This is a genomic window from Nostoc sp. DedQUE07, assembly GCF_034530975.2.
Taxonomy (GTDB): Bacteria; Cyanobacteriota; Cyanobacteriia; order Cyanobacteriales; family Nostocaceae; genus Nostoc.
Window position 1 is genome coordinate 87214 of record NZ_JAVRCC020000027.1, and the last position, 18994, is coordinate 106207.

The 18994-nt window shown below is 41.1% G+C and carries 12 protein-coding genes; 4 read left to right on the plus strand and 8 right to left on the minus strand.

Annotation, left to right across the window (positions count from 1 at the left end):
* Positions 1 to 1191: a 5-methylcytosine restriction system specificity protein McrC gene (locus tag RMZ95_RS20515; protein ID WP_322682290.1), complete on the minus strand. Its 1191-nt coding sequence runs from the start codon at positions 1189 to 1191 to the stop codon at positions 1 to 3.
* A 17-nt stretch (positions 1192 to 1208) separates the two neighbouring features.
* Positions 1209 to 2636 (minus strand): McrB family protein, encoded by a 1428-nt coding sequence (locus tag RMZ95_RS20520; protein ID WP_322682289.1) that lies wholly within the window; start codon positions 2634 to 2636, stop codon positions 1209 to 1211.
* A gap of 342 nt (positions 2637 to 2978) precedes the next feature.
* On the opposite strand from RMZ95_RS20520, the gene RMZ95_RS20525 reads away from it, so the two are divergent.
* Complete coding sequence (locus tag RMZ95_RS20525; RefSeq protein WP_322682288.1) at positions 2979 to 3719, plus strand: dienelactone hydrolase family protein; 741 nt, start codon at positions 2979 to 2981, stop codon at positions 3717 to 3719.
* A 26-nt stretch (positions 3720 to 3745) separates the two neighbouring features.
* Here the strand turns inward: RMZ95_RS20525 and RMZ95_RS20530 are convergent, their stop codons facing one another.
* Genes RMZ95_RS20530 through RMZ95_RS20545 form a run of 4 tightly spaced genes read right to left on the minus strand, consistent with a single transcriptional unit; the run spans position 3746 to position 7600 of the window.
* Positions 3746 to 4702, minus strand: coding sequence for an N-acetylglucosamine kinase (locus RMZ95_RS20530; protein WP_322682287.1), 957 nt, complete (start codon positions 4700 to 4702; stop codon positions 3746 to 3748).
* Positions 4703 to 4716: 14 nt separating this feature from the next.
* Positions 4717 to 5988: an MFS transporter gene (locus tag RMZ95_RS20535; protein ID WP_322682286.1), complete on the minus strand. Its 1272-nt coding sequence runs from the start codon at positions 5986 to 5988 to the stop codon at positions 4717 to 4719.
* A 30-nt stretch (positions 5989 to 6018) separates the two neighbouring features.
* Complete coding sequence (locus RMZ95_RS20540) at positions 6019 to 7281, minus strand: glutathionylspermidine synthase family protein (protein WP_322682285.1); 1263 nt, start codon at positions 7279 to 7281, stop codon at positions 6019 to 6021.
* A gap of 7 nt (positions 7282 to 7288) precedes the next feature.
* On the minus strand, positions 7289 to 7600 hold the full coding sequence (locus RMZ95_RS20545) for a hypothetical protein (protein WP_322682284.1): 312 nt from the start codon (positions 7598 to 7600) through the stop codon (positions 7289 to 7291).
* A gap of 193 nt (positions 7601 to 7793) precedes the next feature.
* Here RMZ95_RS20545 and RMZ95_RS20550 point away from each other — a divergent pair, with 193 nt between their 5' ends.
* Together RMZ95_RS20550 and RMZ95_RS20555 are read left to right on the plus strand one after the other, a co-directional pair.
* A complete protein-coding gene (locus RMZ95_RS20550; protein ID WP_322682283.1) occupies positions 7794 to 10778 on the plus strand; it encodes a valine--tRNA ligase in 2985 nt (994 codons plus the stop codon).
* A 159-nt stretch (positions 10779 to 10937) separates the two neighbouring features.
* The gene (locus RMZ95_RS20555) at positions 10938 to 11372 is read left to right on the plus strand and encodes a hypothetical protein (RefSeq protein WP_181930669.1); all 435 of its coding nucleotides are present in this window, start codon (positions 10938 to 10940) and stop codon (positions 11370 to 11372) included.
* Between the two features lie 108 nt (positions 11373 to 11480).
* Here RMZ95_RS20555 and RMZ95_RS20560 read toward each other — a convergent pair whose 3' ends face one another.
* Positions 11481 to 16211, minus strand: coding sequence for a beta strand repeat-containing protein (locus tag RMZ95_RS20560; protein WP_322682282.1), 4731 nt, complete (start codon positions 16209 to 16211; stop codon positions 11481 to 11483).
* A gap of 64 nt (positions 16212 to 16275) precedes the next feature.
* Positions 16276 to 17379 carry a TIGR03032 family protein gene (locus RMZ95_RS20565; protein WP_322682281.1) on the minus strand — a complete coding sequence of 368 codons (1104 nt, stop codon included), beginning with the start codon at positions 17377 to 17379 and terminating at the stop codon, positions 16276 to 16278.
* Between the two features lie 898 nt (positions 17380 to 18277).
* Here RMZ95_RS20565 and cysC point away from each other — a divergent pair.
* The gene (gene cysC, locus RMZ95_RS20570) at positions 18278 to 18850 is read left to right on the plus strand and encodes an adenylyl-sulfate kinase (protein WP_322682359.1); all 573 of its coding nucleotides are present in this window, start codon (positions 18278 to 18280) and stop codon (positions 18848 to 18850) included.
* Positions 18851 to 18994 lie beyond the last annotated feature (144 nt).

Below are 18994 nucleotides of genomic sequence, written 5' to 3' on the forward strand. Positions count from 1 at the left end.
TTATTGGTGTGAGTTCTGAGAGATTAAGAGAAAAAGGTTTTTTAAGAAGGTTTGACCTGCGCGATCGAGATTATCATCTAGGGAAAAGGTGAGGCTGCGGACTCGGATTTGATCGCTTTTAACATCTAGTGGCTGTGTCAAGTCTTTGGGGTATATCAAAAAGGCTTGCTTGCATTTTGTTGTGTTGGCGTAGCTGATCATTTGATGAATATCTGTATATCCTGCCTGTTCAGGAGCTTTATACTTTGTATCCAAAACCGCTATTGTTTTGCCAGTAGCAGCATCACACAGTAATATATCTATATTGAAGTGCCGATTTTGACTAATTTCTATTGGATGTTGCTGTTTGAAAAAATAGCCTTGCGGCGTGTTTTTCTTAAGCCATTCTGCAACAAAAAGTTCATATAAATGTGCCATATCGACGAGAAAGGGTAGGGTTTTGTAATTTCCCTTTTCATGACTGGGACTACTATTTTCTAAAAAGAATCGACATAAATTATGTAACAGTTCATAGTCTGGATTGAGGCGATTATACTGTCTGGCGATACAATCTTCTGCACTACAAGGTTGCAGCGTTACTAATCCTTGTAGAGCGTGATAAGCTTTTCGTATTGTTGGTGATACTCTTTCTGAACATAAACTGCTATGACCAATGATATAAAGTGTCCATGCCAAGATTTGATTTTCTTTAACATCAGCCGTATGTTCTTCGTAATTGCATTTAAGTTTAACATTCCACGGCTTTTGAATTATCTGTTGCACATCTAGCCTTCCCCGCATATAAGAAAGCTGCTGTGTTTTAGACAAGTAAGTACGATATAATCCTTTGCGACACCGTTCTAAAACTTTATCGGCTAAGATATGAGCCAGATTATTATAAAAATTCTCTAGAGATTCACAATCCATTAGCCCTTCAAGAAAGCGAAACCCTTTTAAATTGTAGGCATATTCCAGCATTCCGAAAAGGTTTTGGATAGGCACTTTCGGATTTATTTTTAGATGCAATTCAGGAGTGACAGGAATGTAACCTACCCATCCTTTAGCTTTCAGTTTCCAACGATTTCTCGTTGTATAAGTAGGAAATTCTATATCTAGTTGTGTTTTGTATTTTTCATATAACTCGACCCCGGCTGAATCGGTTATTTCATCACGCTGAAATAATTTATTTTCGTATTCTGTAAGTTCAATCATTCTTGGTTTTGCTGGGTTTATATCCATAGTTTATTTTTTATTTCATCCCAGCGAAACTTATCTACTTTTTCTAGTTGGTTAAAAAAGTATTCTTCTAAATATGGTTCAATTTCCATGCGCCATATATCTTCTATATCTTCACGTAGGTTGTCTGTTAAAAAGAATGAAATACCAATTTCGTAATTTTTATCTGCGATCGCCTGATTTAATTGCTGTAAAATGTTAATTAATCCCTCTACTGCAAAACCTCTTCTTCGGTGATAATTTCGCAGCACCTCATAGTTTGAGCTAAGTTCAATAAATGCAAAGCGGCGGCGTAGGGCATGATCTATATTGGCAATAGACCTATCTGCTGTATTCATTGTCCCAATAATGCGGACATTTTTTGGGATGCGAAAGTTGTTACCGCCAGCTAATGGAATTTCTTTATCTCGGTACTCAAGTAAGTACATTAGTTCGCCAAAAACTTGAGCTAAATTTGCACGGTTTATTTCATCAATAATTAAAACACAAGTATCTTCACGAGATTCAGCTTTTTTACAAAATTCTAAAAATCTTCCTGGAACAAGTGGATATGCTAATATTCCATTTTGGCTTTGAGGACGAATGCCTTGTATGAAATCTTCATAAGAGTATGCTGGATGAAATTGTACCAATTCTAAGAAACCGTCACCACCACCGATTAAGTGTTGAGCAAGTTTTTCAGCAAGATAGGTTTTTCCTGTTCCAGGTGAACCATATAAAACTGCTTGAACTTTACGATTGATTGTGCATATCCAGCGTTCTAGTACTGGTTGGGAAACTCCAGTATCTTCAGTGCATTGTCCTAAGCTATATATGGGTTGACTAACAGCAGGTATTGGCTTATTAGATACTGCTTGTAAAAAGAAGGGAAGATAATATTGAAACCATTTTTTAAATTTATTAATTAGTTCTTCTTGGGAAGAGTTTAATATTTCTTTTTGATTAAAATAACAACTATCACCATTATATGCAAAATCAAACGCTTTAACATTCTCCGCAATTATATTTGCTATCATTACAGGGTTTTTTTCTCCAATATTTCTGGCTAAAAATGCCCCTGCACTATCTATAAATTTTATTCTTATACTTGTATCTATTAATTCTATATATAATAATGAAAATATATCTAAATACTTATGCAAACTGATTTTATAAGGGGATACTAATATATTAAAATCTATATCAATTAATTTATCTAGTGTTATTTTATAAAAATTATTAGCAGCAATTTCAGATGGTATTTGTTGATATATAAAGTAACAAAAATTAGTAAAAGGCTGGTTTACTGTGTTTTGAAAATTTTTGTATTCTTGAGAATTATAAATGTTATTATCCTTACCCTTATGCTTATTTTTGTATTGTTTAATTACTTCAAAGGGATTACAAGAAAAAATTGTTTTTAAATTTTGATTATTCTCCATAAAAAATCCAAATATTAAAAATAAAAATTTTTACCAATTTATCTCAGTAGTTATTTCATCGTACTGAGCTTGATAAATAAAATGCTAGCGTACAAACACGTAAAGATATGATATGTGGTTGCTTAGTAGCTAAAGGCGGGCAAGATGCCCACCCTACAAGATTGAATAATTTATTTGTTAGAAGTCCTTTACTGTAAATGCAGCTTTTACTGGGTGTATTAAGGCGATCGCAACAAACTTTCACTGCTAAAAGAACGCCAAATCGTGGGTTGAAAGTAACCGGATGCTGCGGCGCTATAGTGTAGAAGCTAATGACAGCAAGCGGAACACGGAGACAAAAAAGTGCAAATCACTAAGCGCAATGTTGAGTTAAGAGTAGATGGCAGCTTAATGCGTGTTTATGTAGCAGCTCCCAAAGCAGCAGGAAAATACCCTGGTATTGTCTTCTACAGTGATATTTATCAGTTAGGTGATGCAATGATTCGTCTAGCTAACTACTTAGCAGGATACGGCTATGTAGTAGCAGCGCCAGAAATTTTTCACCGAATTGAGCCAGTTGGTTTAGTAATTGAGCCAGACGATCTGGGACGGATGCGGGGTAATGACGATGCGCGTCGAACCTCGGTAGCTGATTATGATGCCGATTGCCTTGCTGTGATTGAATTTCTGAAAACAGAGAGTGCGGTTTCTTCAAATAAAATAGGCACTCTCGGCTTTTGTATAGGTGGACATTTAGCATTCCGCGCCGCATTTCAAAGCGAAATTCGGGCTGCCGTTTGCTGTTACCCTACTGGTATTCCCAGTGGTAAACTGGGTAAAGAGGTAGCAGATACAATCCAGAGGGTAAGTGAAATCAAAGGCGATATGCTAATGGTATTCGGTACTCTTGACCCTCATATACCAGAGAGCGATCGCCAAACCATAATCAAAGCAATTGAAAATGCTAACATACCTCACCAAGTTTTCTCGTATGAAGCAGAACATACATTCATGCGCGATGACGGTTATCGTTATGATTCTAGTGCTACCACCGCAGCTTGGTCAGAAATAGTAACTTTTTTGGAGCGCATATTTGCAGACTGAAAACTTATATTATTGCTTTCTTCGCGTCAATTTTGAGTTGTCTGCAACGCTAATAACCCAGCACCATAAGCAGGTTCATACCTCGGAAAAATCACCTTTACATTAGGAAACTTCTTAACAAGAGACGCTGCAAATCTTTCATGGATCTTGCATCTACCGCGCCATACACTTCCCGTTGTGACTACTTCTAAAACTGAGTCAGCAGTAAAAATTGCATCAATTACTGTAGATGTAGCTTTTACTAACTCTTTTACAGCATCATCAATTATGATATTCGCTACTATATCACCTAACGCTGCTGCAAAATCTACAACTGGTGCTAAAGCAGCTATCTGTTTAACTCCCCATTCTCGGCGATATACTACTTCTATTAAATCTTCTATACTTTCCAAATCAAGATGCTGTTTGAAACCCTCTATCAAACTCGTTGATATTTCCCGTCCATCATAAGATTTTAATGCTGCATTCATGCCTGCGATCGCAATTTTATAGGCGCTACCTTCATCTCCTAAAATATACCCCCAGCCACCGACTCGCTTAGTATGTCCTTCATGATTTCGTCCGAAAACTATCGAACCAGTACCGGCTGCAACCACAATTCCTACGGGCTGACCAATTCCACCAACTAAAGCAATTAAAGCATCGTTACAAATTACAATATTCGCTGGTTGTAGTGCCCAATTAATAGGCAATTTGTTATTCTGTAACTCTTTAACTAAACCTTTCACTACTTCGATATCTGTTGCACGGCCTACACCTGCTAAACCCAGACATATCGCGTCAATATTCACAGAATTTGTAATTATTGCTCCCTCAACCGCATTGTGAATTGCTGTTTGAATAGATTGTAAAGTTGCTTCGATACCTATACTTTGATAGTTAGATGGCCCTGCTTCAGCACGACCTAGCACTAAATGCAAATCATCCATTAAGACACAAACAGTCTTGCTACCGCCGCCATCTATTCCTAAAACATAACTCATCAACTGTAATAATGTTAATTATTTTGACGTTTTGGTTCTTCTTTTAAAGGAATAAAAAATAGAGCAATCATCCCAGGAATTGTGAGAAAACAGATCAAGACAAAAAATAATGGATAGCCAAGTGCTTTTTGCAAATAACCGCTAACTAATCCGGGTAACATCATTCCTAAAGCCATAATGCCAGTAGATATGGCAAAATGAGAAGTTTTATATTCACCTTGGCAAATATACATTAAATAAACACTAAAAGCTGTAAATCCAAAACCATAGCCAAATTGCTCCAAGGAAACCAAGGGATACACTAATGTTAGTGAAGGCTTAGTATAAGCCATATACACATAAAATACATCAGGTAAATTCAATGCTAAAGCCATAGGAAATAAACATTTTTTTAATCCATATCTAGAAATTAGCAAGCCTCCTAAAATTCCTCCACAGATTAAGGATATTACCCCAAATGTCCCGTAGACTAGCCCGACATCTGATGTTGATAACCCTAAGCCTCCTACTTCCAATTTGTCCAATAAAAATAAAGAGGCTATCTTTACAAGCATTGCTTCACCAAGTCTGTAAAGAAATATAAATGCTAAAATATTTATAATTTTATCTTGAGCAAAATATGAGCTAATAATTGACCAAAAAGGTATATTTTTCCTAGCTTGTATTTGTCGTTGGTTATCTGATTCAGGTAAGGGTAAAATTAGGCGATGAAAAATAAACAGGATTGCTAAAATTAAAGCTGAGAAACCAATAGTTATAGTCCAGCTTAAAGGAATATTATTCAGAGACACTTCAAGCTGACCTGCTAAGACTACTAATATTCCAGAGCCAAAAATGACAGCCATTCTATAAAATAGTGAGCGAATACCAACAAATAAGGCTTGTTGTTCTGGAGATAAAGCCAGCAGATAGAAGCCATCTGTGGCAATGTCATAAGTCGCAGAAATAAATGCTCCTATTGTTAATGTCGCAAGGGAGATAAAAAAGAAATTTTGCAGTTGCAAGGAAAAAGCTATCAAACCCAAACAAGCGAACATGGCAAATTGGGTATAAAGTATCCATTGACGTTTGGTAGAATAAATATCGACAATTGGCCCCCAAAACATTTTGATAACCCAAGGTAGATAGAGAAAACTTGTCCACAAGGCAATTTGAGTATTATCTATTCCGAGCTTTTTGTAAAAGATTACGGAAACTGTATTGATGATGATGTAAGGTATGCCAGAAGCAAAGTAGAGGGTGGGTATGTATGTCCAGGGGGAAGGGGTAGTAGTTTGAGGTTTCATATTTGCCTCTAATTATCGGTGTTATTAAAATTAGCATCCAATAGGACACCAATAGGATAAGTTATCTGTAATTTCCCCTTCAGAAAGGCGGATTCCTACACCTCCAGATATAAACTTGTCATTACCATTGTTATATAGCCAAGCTCCCCAAACCTGAGTCATTGACTTGCCATCAATTTCTAATTTAGGAAATTCTAATAACTCTTGATAGACATAATTCTGTTGTGTATACCAAGGGTCATTATTACTACTACGCACAGAAATATTTCCTGAATTAACTGCAAATCCTCCTTCACCTTCTCTTCCTAAAATAGGTTTGGCAAAGTAGGAATTACCTATTGCTGTTGCACTCAGTGATGTTTTAGGAAAATATTCCCAGACTGTCCCAGTATCTTTCCCAGAAAAAAAGTCATATCCCAAATCTGTAATTAGAGCAAATATACTTTTTGGTTGCAGTGCAAAGGCAGAACCAAAGTTCACAATCACAATTTTATTCTCAAAAATTAGTTGCTCTAGAGCCGGCCATAATCTTTCACCTTTTTCATCAGTATCATGGATTAGCCATTCCACTGGATACCACATAAAAAGTATATCTATTGTTTTTTTTGTTCTCTGGTCAAATAGATACTCACCATCTTTGATCCCAAGATATTCTAAGGGTAAAATGGTACTTTTAGACTCCAAGTGATTTCTTAGCCATCGCATAGTACCTAAATCTTCCGCATTATTCAAAGCTGTAAATGCTACGCAACAATCTCTAACTGGTTTACCCAAATTTAATGCGGCTCTATTTACATGCTGATTAAGTGTTATTTTTAAGAGTTTTTGAGCATTTAAATCTGGTTCTTGCAATCCAAAATGTCTGGCGACTTTATTATTGCCATCCGTACACTCAAACCAAAAACTAGGAGTTTGGGGATTAGTTTCTACTACCTTTTTTATCCCCTTTTCTTGATTCCAGCACCAGTCAAGACGCATACAAAATGGTGCAAGAAAGTCATATTTAATTAACTTGATAGTAGCTTCCGGAAATCCATAGTAAAGTAGTGTATCCTCATCAAGAGTGCGAATAATTTGCCACGCTTGGGTTAAAACACTACCGACTAATTCCGATGCTTGCTGGATTTCTTGTATCGTCTGCGGTAAAACTTTATGGCAATAATAAAGAGCGTAAGGTGTTTCTTGGTCAGTTAGAGGTATACCTGTTCCTTCTTCAATAGGAGCAAAGTTATACCAACCCATTTTCATTGACTGAAATAGACGCTTTCGTTGAGGACTGTTGAAAATATTCATAACTCTCTTATCCACCCGCATGACCACCGCGACCGAAACTACCAAAACCACTACGTCCCTTGGCAGAACCTCTGGAAGTCCCGGCCTCCGATGAATCACCAAAACCGGGTCTTGTAATGCTACTCCCACCAGAGTAACCACTCGAGCTGCCGCTACTATTAGATGAGGGTGAACAGTTATTGGGTTGTTGTTTAGCGTTCGGCGACGTTGTGGAGATGCAATCTGACTGTCTTGCTTCTGGGGTTGTCGCACAAGAAGCAAGTAGCGATACAGTCATAACGAACACTATGAGTTGAAATAAACCTGGTTTCAATTTCATGAGTCTTTCTGGATGAATATACAGATGTCAGTTACGGAATTTATGCAAGATAACTACAAGGGTCAAAAATAGATTTCGCATTTCCAGATAGATTTTTTAAGGGTATATCCACGATTTAGAGAATTGCTAAACAAACCCTCTCCAACCCTGTGGCAAAATTTATTAGAGTCCTTCCATAGTTAGTTTGCCCAGCATGACCGCAACTATTCCCAATCTCCCCAGTCTCTACGACCCCTTTTCCACTGAAGCCAAGTGGCAAAAATTCTGGGAAGACAACCAAGTTTACAAAGCTGACCCCAACAAAGGCGGCGAACCCTACTGCATCGTCATTCCACCGCCGAATGTCACTGGCAGTTTGCACATGGGTCACGCTTTTGAAAGTTCCTTGATTGATACCCTCGTGCGCTACCACCGGATGCAGGGACGTAATACCCTGTGGCTACCCGGAACTGACCACGCCAGCATCGCTGTGCATACTATGCTGGAAAAGCAACTCAAAAAAGAGGGTAAGACTCGCTACGAATTGGGGCGCGAAAAATTCCTAGAACGCGCTTGGCAATGGAAAGCGGAGTCTGAGGGAACGATTCTGAATCAGCTACGACGCTTGGGTGTCTCGGTGGACTGGTCACGGGAAAGGTTTACCCTGGATGAGGGTTTATCTAAGGCTGTTGTGGAGGCGTTTACTCGTCTTTACGAGGAAGGCTTAATTTATCGTGGTGAATATTTAGTTAACTGGTGTCCTGCTTCTCAGTCGGCTGTGTCTGACGTGGAAGTAGAAAATCAAGAGGTGAATGGAAATCTCTGGCACTTCCGCTATCCCCTCACCGATGGTTCTGGTTTTGTAGAGGTGGCGACAACTCGACCAGAAACGATGCTGGGTGATACGGCTGTAGCGGTTAATCCCAATGACGATCGCTACAAACATCTCATTGGTAAAACTCTAACTCTGCCAATTCTACAACGAGAAATTCCGATCATTGGCGATGAATATGTTGATCCCACTTTCGGCACAGGCTGCGTGAAAATAACTCCCGCCCATGACCCGAACGATTTTGACATGGGTAAGCGTCACAATCTGCCGTTTATCAACATTATGAACAAAGACGGCACTCTCAACGCCAACGCTGGGGAGTTTCAAGGACAAGACCGCTTTGTTGCTAGAAAAAATGTGGTTTCTCGCCTAGAAGCAGATGGCTTTTTGGTGAAGATAGAAGATTATAAACATACCGTTCCCTACAGCGATCGCGGTAAAGTACCTATTGAACCCCTCCTCTCAACTCAGTGGTTCGTCAAAATTCGCCCCCTAGCTGACAACACTCTCGAATTCCTCGACCAGCAAACTTCCCCAGAGTTTGTCCCCCAACGCTGGACAAAGGTTTATCGTGATTGGCTAGTAAAACTGACTGATTGGTGTATCTCTCGCCAATTATGGTGGGGACACCAAATTCCGGCTTGGTACGCTATCAGTGAAACGGATGGACAAATTACCGAGAATACGCCCTTTGTCGTAGCGAAATCAGAAACCGAAGCTTGGGAAAAAGCAAAATCACAATTTGGCGAAAATGTCAAGCTAGAACAAGACCCAGATGTGCTGGATACTTGGTTTTCTTCTGGACTTTGGCCGTTTTCGACTTTGGGCTGGCCGGAACAAACTCAAGATTTAGCAACTTACTACCCGACTACTACTTTGGTAACAGGCTTTGATATCATCTTTTTCTGGGTAGCCAGAATGACAATGATGGCTGGGCATTTTACGCAGCAAATGCCTTTCCAAACAGTTTACATTCATGGCTTGGTGCTGGATGAAAAAGGCCAGAAGATGTCAAAGACCAAAGGTAATGGCATTGACCCATTGTTACTGATTGACAAATATGGTACTGATGCCCTGCGCTATACCTTAATTAGAGAAGTAGCTGGCGCTGGTCAAGATATCCGCTTAGAATACGATCGCAAAAAGGATGAATCAGCATCGGTTGAGGCATCGCGCAACTTTGCAAATAAGTTGTGGAACGCAGCCCGATTTGTGATGATGAATTTGGATGGACAAACGCCGCAACAATTGGGGAACCCAGCCGCTACCGAATTGAGCGATCGCTGGATTATCTCGCGGTATCATCAAGTTATTAAACAAACCACGAATTACATCGATAATTATGGTTTAGGCGAAGCAGCAAAAGGACTCTACGAGTTTATTTGGGGTGATTTCTGCGATCAGTATATTGAATTAGCGAAATCCAGATTGCAAGCAGATGCCGATCCAGCATCGCGGCGTGTAGCACAACAAACCCTTGGCTATGTGCTGGAAGGAATTTTAAAACTGCTTCATCCTTTCATGCCTCATATTACCGAAGAAATTTGGCAGACTCTCACCCAACAACCAGCAGATTCGCCGCAAACTTTACCATTACAACTATATCCTCAGATAGATGCAAATTTGATTGATTTAGGTTTAGAAGAACAGTTTGAATTGCTAATTGCTACTATCCGCACAATTCGGAATTTGCGGGCTGAAGCAGATATTAAACCAGGGGTTAAAGTAACAGCAAATTTGCAAACTGAAAGCGAAAAGGAGCGGAAAGTTCTCACTGCTGGACAGTCTTATATTAAAGATTTGGCGAAGGTTGAGACTTTAACTATTACCGACAAGCAAGAAAACCAAACTGTTGCTGCGAAAAAACCTCAAAGAGGTTTGAAGACAATTGGCTTAATTATCGTGGCCATTGTCTTTGGTAGAGTGGCTTTAGCTGCGGGAAATGCCATTGATGACATTCCCATCATCGGAACTTTCTTTGAACTAGTTGGTTTTAGTTACACAGCGTGGTTTGTTAGCCAAAATTTACTCACTGCTCAAGCTAGACAAAAGTTATGGAGACAGTTTTTTCCGCAGAAAGAATTAGAACAATCACAAGAACCAGAAAATGCGATCGCAGGTGTAATTGGTACAATACAGGTGCTAATTCCTCTAAGCGGTGTGGTAGATATTGAAGCTGTACGTGCCAAGCTAGAAAAAAGCTTGAGTAAAGCTGAAGCCGAAGTTCAATCTCTGAGTACTAGATTAAACAATCCTAGTTTCGTAGATAGAGCTAGGGCTGATGTGGTACAAGGGGCGCGGGATGCCTTAGTAGAAGCACAGAAGCAAGCTGAAATTTTGCGCGAGCGTCTGAAGGGGTTGTCGTAGCGATCGCCTGCGTGGCTTAGGATAACTGTAATGGGTAATCGGATTATTAATTCCCAATTACCCGTTACCAATTAACAAGATCCAAATCTCAATTCTAGGACTTATTATTTTATTAAAATTTTTTAATTTTTAATTTTGAATTGGAGCAAAGCGACTCTCATGCTATATCTAGCCCAGGTGCGTAAAAACGATTTTTTAGACCAGCACCAGTTACGCTTGTTGGCGCGTCAAGAAGCTGATAACTTGTGGGCGATAATTCCAGAAGAGGCTTTCATTCTGCTAGGGAAGGGAAAGATTATGAGTGAGAACTTGCTTGTTTTAGTAGAACTTTCCCCTACAGGCGATATTGAAAGAATAGAAGACGCTACTAACTGGGTACTCCATCTGGTACAAAGCTACCTCACCATCGGCATTACCCCAGAATTTTTGCAGCACGAAGCCGAACGAGCAGAACATTGGCGACAATCCCTGACATTACAAAATCAAGACTTAGCGCGGCGTTCCTTAGAGTTGGAAGCTCGTCGCGAACAAATTCAAGCCTTAGAAGAAAGCCTCAAACGCGAGAAAAACGGTTATTCCCAAGAAGAAAGTTAAAAGTTTGCAATTGTATTGGCTATAAAGCCACAGTACCGCCAAAGTATAGGGACGCGAAATTTCGCGTCCCTACGTCGGTTGATACTAGGTTAATTGTCTTAGCTTTCGTTAGACAATCACAGTAATATTTGTATTACTAAGCAGTGCTTTATTCGATAACTGGGCTATTTGAACTTGTACTGTACCACCCAATCCATCTTTATCAAAGAATAGGTTGCCCGTACTTTGATTGTAGATGAAGCGATCGCTTGCAGCTGTAGCGATCGTACCAAGTCGGAACAAGCCCGAATCAAGTGCCGTATTCTGAGATTGGGTCAGCCCGAATTCCGCCTTAGAAATGAAGATAGTATCATCTCCAACAGTAAAATCAGCAATAGTATCATAGCCTCCAGTGCGGGTATCAGTCAGATATAAGCTATCTTGTCCACCTCCACCAGTCAGCGTATCTTTACCAATTCCACCAAAGAGGCTATCGTTTCCTACACCGCCTAATAAGCTGTCATTACCTGAACCACCAAAGAGGTTATCATTACCATCTCCTCCTGATAACGTATTAGCACCAGTATTTCCAATCAGGATGTTATTAAGGCCGTTACCAGTAGCAGTGATTGCCCCAGTTCCAATCAGGGTCAAATTCTCTAGGTTATCTCCCAAGACCCAATTTACCGAAGAGTTAACTAAATCTGTGCCTGCATTTAAGCCTTCAACAATAATATCGCTAACATTGTCTACGATATAAGTGTCATTGCCGACTCCACCATTGAGACTATCAATTCCTGTACCTCCATCCAAGGTGTCATCGCTTGTACCACCCAACAAGGTGTCATTGCCTGAGCTACCAAAAAGGCTATCGTTACCATCTCCTCCGGTCAAGGTGTTCGCAGCAGCATTTCCAACCAGGATGTTATCAAGGCTGTTACCAGTACCAATTGTCGCGCTTCCAGTCAGGGTCAAGTTCTCAAAGTTCTCTCCTAATACCCAATTTACAGCAGACTTGACTAAATCTGTGCCTGAATTTAAGCCTTCGGTAATAATATCGCTAACATTGTCTACTGTGTAGATATCATTACCGACTCCACCATTGAGAGTATCAATCCCTGCACCTCCATCCAAAGTATCATCGCCTGCACCGCCTAACAAAATGTCATTACCTGAACTACCAAAGAGGCTATCGTTGCCATCTCCTCCGCTCAACTTATTAGCACCAGTATTTCCAATCAGGATGTTATTAAGGCTGTTACCAGTACCATCGATTGCTCCGGTTCCAGTCAGGGTCAAGTTCTCCACGTTATCTGCTAACACAAAACTCACGGAAGACTTAACTAAATCTGTGCCTGCATTTAAGCCTTCAGTAATAGAATCGTTCAGGTTATCTACAGTATAAATGTCATTGCCGGCTCCAGCATCAAAACTGTCAGTTCCTAAACCTCCATCCAAGGTGTCATTACCTGCACCGCCCAATAATGTGTCATTGCCTGAGCTACCAAAGAGACTATCGTTACCATCTCCTCCGCTCAACTTATTAGCACCAGTATTTCCAATCAGGATGTTATTAAGGCTGTTACCAGTACCATCGATTGCTCCGGTTCCAGTCAGGGTCAAGTTCTCCACGTTATCTGCTAACACAAAACTCACGGAAGACTTAACTAAATCTGTGCCTGCATTTAAGCCTTCAGTAATCGTATCACCGAGGTTGTCTACGATATAAATGTCATTGCCGACTCCACCATTAAGACTATCAGCTCCTGTACCTCCATCCAAGATGTCGTTGCCTACACCGCCCAATAATGTGTCATTGCCTGCATCACCGAATAAGGTGTCATTGCCAACTTCTCCGCTCAAGATGTTAGCACTAGTATTTCCGGTCAGAATATTATTAAGGCTGTTACCAGTACCATTTATTGCGTCGGTTCCAATCAGAGTCAAGTTTTCCAGGTTAACTCCCAACACCCAACTCAGCGAAGACTTGACTAAATCTGTGCCCGCATTTAAGCCTTCAGTAATGGTGTCGTCGATGCTGTCCACAATATAAGTATCATTGCCTTTACCACCGATGAGGCTATCAGTTCCTGTACCACCATCTAAGGAATCATTGCCATCACCGCCATCAAGTGTGTCACTATCACCTAATCCTTGGAGCGTGTCATTGCCTAGCAATCCTAAGATGCTATCGCTGTTCACTGTACCAGTCAGCTTATCTGCACCTGAAGTGCCATTAATCGGAGGGGTGATTTCACTAATGGTCAAGTTGACAGTAGCAGTGCTACTGCCTCCATGCCCATCACTTATGGTGTAAGTAAAGCCGTCAGAGCCATAATAGTTTTGGCCAGGTGTATAAGTGTAAGTACCGTTGTTGTTGTTAACTAAGCTTCCTTGGCTAGGTTGGGTGAAGCCAGTAATGCTCAATACCTCACTAATATCAACATCTGTATCATTGCTTAACAGGCTTGTAGCGCTAATGATAACGGGTGTGTTTTTGTTTGTGGTGATTTTGTCGTTAACAGCAACAGGAGCATCATTCACCGCCGTAATATTAATACTGCGGGTAACTGTGGCACTATTAGCAGTCCCATCATTGACGACAAAGCTAACGGTACGAGGTGTAGTACTGGGGTTATCACTGCTGTTGGTATAAGTAATGGAACGCAGTGCAGTTTGATAGTTAGCAACGGTGGCACTGCCAGTTAAGGTTAGAACGCCTGTGCTACTGTTGTAGCTGCCTGTAATCCCATTTTGGTTGGTGAAGGCGAGAGTATCTTGAGCAGAAGCAAAACCATTGGTAATGCTGACGGTGGCACTAACCAGGTTGGCGGAGTCTACGTCGCTAACGGTGATACCTGAGTCAATGACTGTAGTGGCGTTCTCGGTGTATGCCAGGGCAGAATTGGTAGCAGTAGCAATGGGCGCATTGTTCACTGCCGTAATATTAATATTCCGGATAACAGCAGTACTATTAGCAGTCCCATCATTAACTATAAAGCTGACGGTACGAGGTGTAAGACTGGGGTTATCACTGCTGTTGGTATAAGTAATGGAACGTAGTGCGGCTTGATAGTTAGCAACGGTGGAACTGCCGATTAAGGTTAAAACACCTGTGCTACTGTTGTAGTTGCCGATAATCCCATTTTGGTTAGTGAAAGCGAGGATGTCTTCGCCAGAGGCAAAACCAGTGGTAATACTGACGGTGGCACTAGCCAGGTTGGGGGAGTCTACATCGCTGACGGTAATGCCTGAGTCAAGTACTGTAGTTGCGCTCTCAGTATATGATAAGGCAGAACTCGTGGCAGTAGCGATGGCTACATCATTTACCGACGTAATATTAATATTGCGGGTAACGGCAGTACTATTAGCAGTCCCATCATTAACTAAAAAGCTAACGGTACGAGGTGTAGTACTGGGGTTATCACTGCTGTTGTTATAAGTAATGGAACGCAGTGCGGTTTGATAATTAGCAACGGTGGAACTGCCAGTTAAGGTTAAAACACCTGTGGTGCTGTTGTAGCTGCCGGTAATTCCATTTTGGTTGGTGAAGGCTAGTATGTCTTCAGCAGAGACAAAACCACTGGTAATCCTGACGGTGGCACTAGCCAGGTTGGGAGAGTCTGTGTCGCTGACGGTGATGCCTGAGTCGATAGCTATAGTAGTGTTCTCAGTGTATGTTAGAACAGAGGCAGAACCAGAGGTGACTGTTGGAGGAACTCCACTGTTGTTGTTTAGTTGGGCATATATGCCATCCCCAGATCCGTCCTGACCATAACTTTGCCAGGAAATTACAAAATCTCCAGTAGCATCCATTGCTACTGTGGGGTTAGTTTGACTGTTGTTGGTGTGGGTATTGACCAGAAATTCGCCTCCAATAGCTACCCCAGAACTGTTGTAGCGTTGGGCATATATGCCCTCCCCAGATCCGTCCTGCCCATTGCTAGTCCAGGAAATGATAAAGTCCCCATCTGCATCCATCGCTATGGTGGGGTTAATTTGATTCCCGTTGGTGTAGGTATTGACTTTGAATTCGGCGCCAATAGCTGCCCCAGCACTGGTGTAGCGTTGGGCATATATTCCATAACCAGATCCGTCCTGACCATAGCTTTGCCAAGAAATTACAAAGTCCCCAGTACCATCCATTGCTACTGTAGGGTTACTTTGAAAGCTGTTAGTGTGGGTATTGACCAGAAATTCGCCCCCAATAGCTGCCCCAGCACTGTTATAGCGTTGGGCATATATGCCTAAGTAAGACCCGTCCTGATAATAGCTTTGCCAGGAAATAACAAAGTCCCCATCAGCATCCATCGCTATTGTGGGGTTATATTGAGAGTTTCCGGTCTGGGTATTGACTTTGAATTCGGTGCCAACAGCTGCCCCAGAACTGTTGTAGCGTTGGGCATATACCCCATAGCCAGATCCGTCCTGACCACTGCTTTGCCAGGAAACGACAAAGTTCCCATTGGTATCCATCGCTACTGTGGGGTTAACTTGCTCGTTGTTAGTGGAGGTATTGACCTGAAATTCGCCCCCAATAGCTGCCCCAGAACTGTTGTAGCGTTGGGCATATATCCCACTGCCAGACGCATCTTGGCTTTGCCAGGAAATAACAAAGTCACCATCGGCATCGATCGCTACTGTAGAGTTAAGTTGATTGCCGCTGGTGTTGGTATTGACTTGGAATGTGCCCCCAACAGCCACACCAGTCCTGTTGTACCGTTGGGCATATATCCCACTGCCAGAAACGTCCTGACCATCGCTAGTCCAGGAAATAATGAAATCCCCATCAGCATCCATTGCTACTACTGAGTCGTATTGATTACTAGTAGTGAAAGTATTGACTTTAAATTCATTCATGAAAAAACCTCTGAAAAAACTAAAAATTTGATTTCAACAATTACGGCCTGATTAAACAGATTTCTTAGTCATTAGGAATCACTGCACTCGGTCGCAGCCAATAATTCAACTCTGGTGCAGTAAATGCTTGGCGGATTTCTTTTCGTTCCTGATTCAAAACCATCGGACGCTGTACACCAGCAAGAAACTGTACATCATAAAGTTCTTGACAGCCTGCGGTGAACTTCAGCATTCCTACCTGTTGCCCATTTCGTAAATCCACGACTGCCACACCACAGAGCAACTGCTCAAATCGTTGCGTTATGGGCAAACCTCCAAAAATATGCCGTTCCCGAATCTGGCATAGTCCGACTAGGGCGTAATATCCTACGCAGCACAACCCCCGCAGAAATCCAGGGAGTACACAAACTACTTGTTTGTCTCCTGATTCTGGATGAATGCGCCATATTTCCCCTGCTCCAGAGTTGAGTAACCACAAAAACCCGTCATGCCAAATTGGGGAATGGGGCATTGATAATCCATTTACAATAATTTCATTGCTCTCTACTTCCACTACGACTCCACCGTTGGCTTTGCCCGGTCGCCATCCTCCAACGGTATCTGTCGCACCGAGGGCAGTCACATACTTGGGTTTGCCATCCACCATCGCTAATCCATTCAGGTGACATCGGTCTTCTGGCACTACTTCAGAAATAAATTTCGGATGCCAGCGCGGTACAAAGCTAAAGTCTGGACTCAAAGCAGAAAGACACGAAAAGCGAGTGTTGACGATCCACAGCCCTTCTCTGCCAAATTCCAGGTCGTGAATATTAAGGTCGCCTGTAAAATATGTCATCCGTGGCAGATAAAGGGCATCGTAGCGTCCGGGCTGGTCTTCTAAAAACTCATAAGCTAAGGCGGGGGCATTGGCTAATAAACAGACTTCGTGATGGGTAGCCAGTGCCAGTCGTGAACCATTCACTGCCAATCCCATTGGTTTAGAAAATTGGCGTAACAGCATGGTTATCTGTTCTCCATTCCAGCCTACTAGTGCCAGTTTTCCAGCTTGGTAGGTGGTGATGGCAATTGAACCTCCGGTTTGACTTAGCCAGGAAATAAATCCCCCATCGGCATCACATTGAATTAAGTTATTCTCTTCTGGCGCAGTAGTAGGAAAAGTGGACAACATAAATCAGTTGAATTAAATTTCAAATTTTGTTGAAGAACTTTAGACTTAGTTAAATACAAAATATACTCAGTGGCTCCAGCCCTTTAAATTGAGCTGTAAATCACCAACTACGAACCCCGAAAATTACTGGCACAAAGCACTAGTACAGCATGGCGTAAATCGAGCTATCACCTCAATTAAGCAGACAAGTTGCTCAAAGCAACTGATTAAAGGTGAACAAATTTATGCCAAAGTGTACTAGTGATTGATGTCATTAGTTTTGATGAGTTGTGAAAGTTTGTAGTCAGGGCTAAAACCCTTGAAATTGACTGATAAATCGTTCACTACGAAACTTTCAGAATTGATGACACAGACCACTAAGCGTGCCATCATTGTCAATAAACAAGCTTGTACCAGAAACAGTACTTAAAGGAATCGACCCCAGAAAATAGGTCGCGCCGCCATAAAGCTCCACTGGATCTAACTTTGCAGATATTTTGAACTTAGTTTTTTATAATGTCCTAGCGGTAAATATTGTTTGGTAATCTACTGTTATAATAAAGACTTTTTTATTTAAAAATAAACTGTATATATACTGAATGTAAAAATTAGTTAAAACTTCAATAATTTAAAAACTCGATCGGCAAGTTTTGTTACTATAACGGCAAATTACGTTGTTAGGGTAGAGAAAATGCGTAGATGTAGCTTGTCGTATATATCGCCATCCTTCGTATTAAATATTTAGCCTAAATACGTATAACTATGCGATTTTTCACTCGAAATCAGTAGAGGTAAAAGTAGCAAGGTTGACATAGGGTGCCTTGCAATTGCTGAAATTATTGCTAAAAAGGATTATAAAAATAAAATTACTATTTGACTCACAATTACTTAAAAAAGTTTTTTTAGTGTGCCATTTAAAATTTACGACGAAAGTAGGATGAGACAACAAGAGTGTGGTGTGACAGTATGGTTCACTGGTTTGAGTGGTGCAGGTAAAACTACTATCTGTCAATTCGTGGAAAAGGAACTGCGGATACAGGGATATAGAGTTGAAGTTCTAGACGGTGATGCGGTACGTCAAAACCTATGCAAAGGATTGGGTTTCAGTAAAGAGGATCGAAAAGAGAATATTCGGCGCATTGGCTTTGTAGCTCAACTTCTTGCCAGAAATAATGTCATTGTATTGGTTTCGGCAATTTCACCGTATCGGGAAATTCGGGAAGAAGTGCGCCAAATGACTCCATTTTTCATTGAAGTTTACGTCAACGCATCATTGGCAGTTTGTGAACAGCGAGACGTAAAAGGGTTATATAAAAAAGCAAGAGCAGGAGAAATTAAGCACTTTACTGGTATTGACGATCCTTATGAAATACCACTCTGCCCTGAAGTCGAATGTAAAACTAACCAGGAAAGCGTTGCTCAAAGTGCAACTAAGGTCTTAGAAAAGCTAGAAGAGTTGGGTTATATAGTTGCTAGAGCATCGATTCAGTAATCAAAAACCTAATCCCCCAGCCCCCTTCCCCACTAGCGTTGGGAGAGCTAAACTCCCCTCTCCTTGTAGGCTACCGTGTATACACAAGTCGAGTTGGCAATCAAATCAACAAAAAACAACAGAAAATTTTTTTTAAAATCTTTG

Bases quoted from the DNA above. Each gene is read 5' to 3' on its own strand.
- RMZ95_RS20515 (WP_322682290.1), bottom strand. From the start codon at position 1,191: ATGATTGAACTTACAGAATACGAAAATAAATTATTTCAGCGTGATGAA.
- RMZ95_RS20520 (WP_322682289.1), bottom strand. From the start codon at position 2,636: ATGGAGAATAATCAAAATTTAAAAACAATTTTTTCTTGTAATCCCTTT.
- RMZ95_RS20530 (WP_322682287.1), bottom strand. From the start codon at position 4,702: ATGAGTTATGTTTTAGGAATAGATGGCGGCGGTAGCAAGACTGTTTGT.
- RMZ95_RS20535 (WP_322682286.1), bottom strand. From the start codon at position 5,988: ATGAAACCTCAAACTACTACCCCTTCCCCCTGGACATACATACCCACC.
- RMZ95_RS20540 (WP_322682285.1), bottom strand. From the start codon at position 7,281: ATGAATATTTTCAACAGTCCTCAACGAAAGCGTCTATTTCAGTCAATG.
- RMZ95_RS20545 (WP_322682284.1), bottom strand. From the start codon at position 7,600: ATGAAATTGAAACCAGGTTTATTTCAACTCATAGTGTTCGTTATGACT.
- RMZ95_RS20550 (WP_322682283.1), top strand. From the start codon at position 7,794: ATGACCGCAACTATTCCCAATCTCCCCAGTCTCTACGACCCCTTTTCC.
- RMZ95_RS20555 (WP_181930669.1), top strand. From the start codon at position 10,938: ATGCTATATCTAGCCCAGGTGCGTAAAAACGATTTTTTAGACCAGCAC.
- RMZ95_RS20560 (WP_322682282.1), bottom strand. From the start codon at position 16,211: ATGAATGAATTTAAAGTCAATACTTTCACTACTAGTAATCAATACGAC.
- RMZ95_RS20565 (WP_322682281.1), bottom strand. From the start codon at position 17,379: ATGTTGTCCACTTTTCCTACTACTGCGCCAGAAGAGAATAACTTAATT.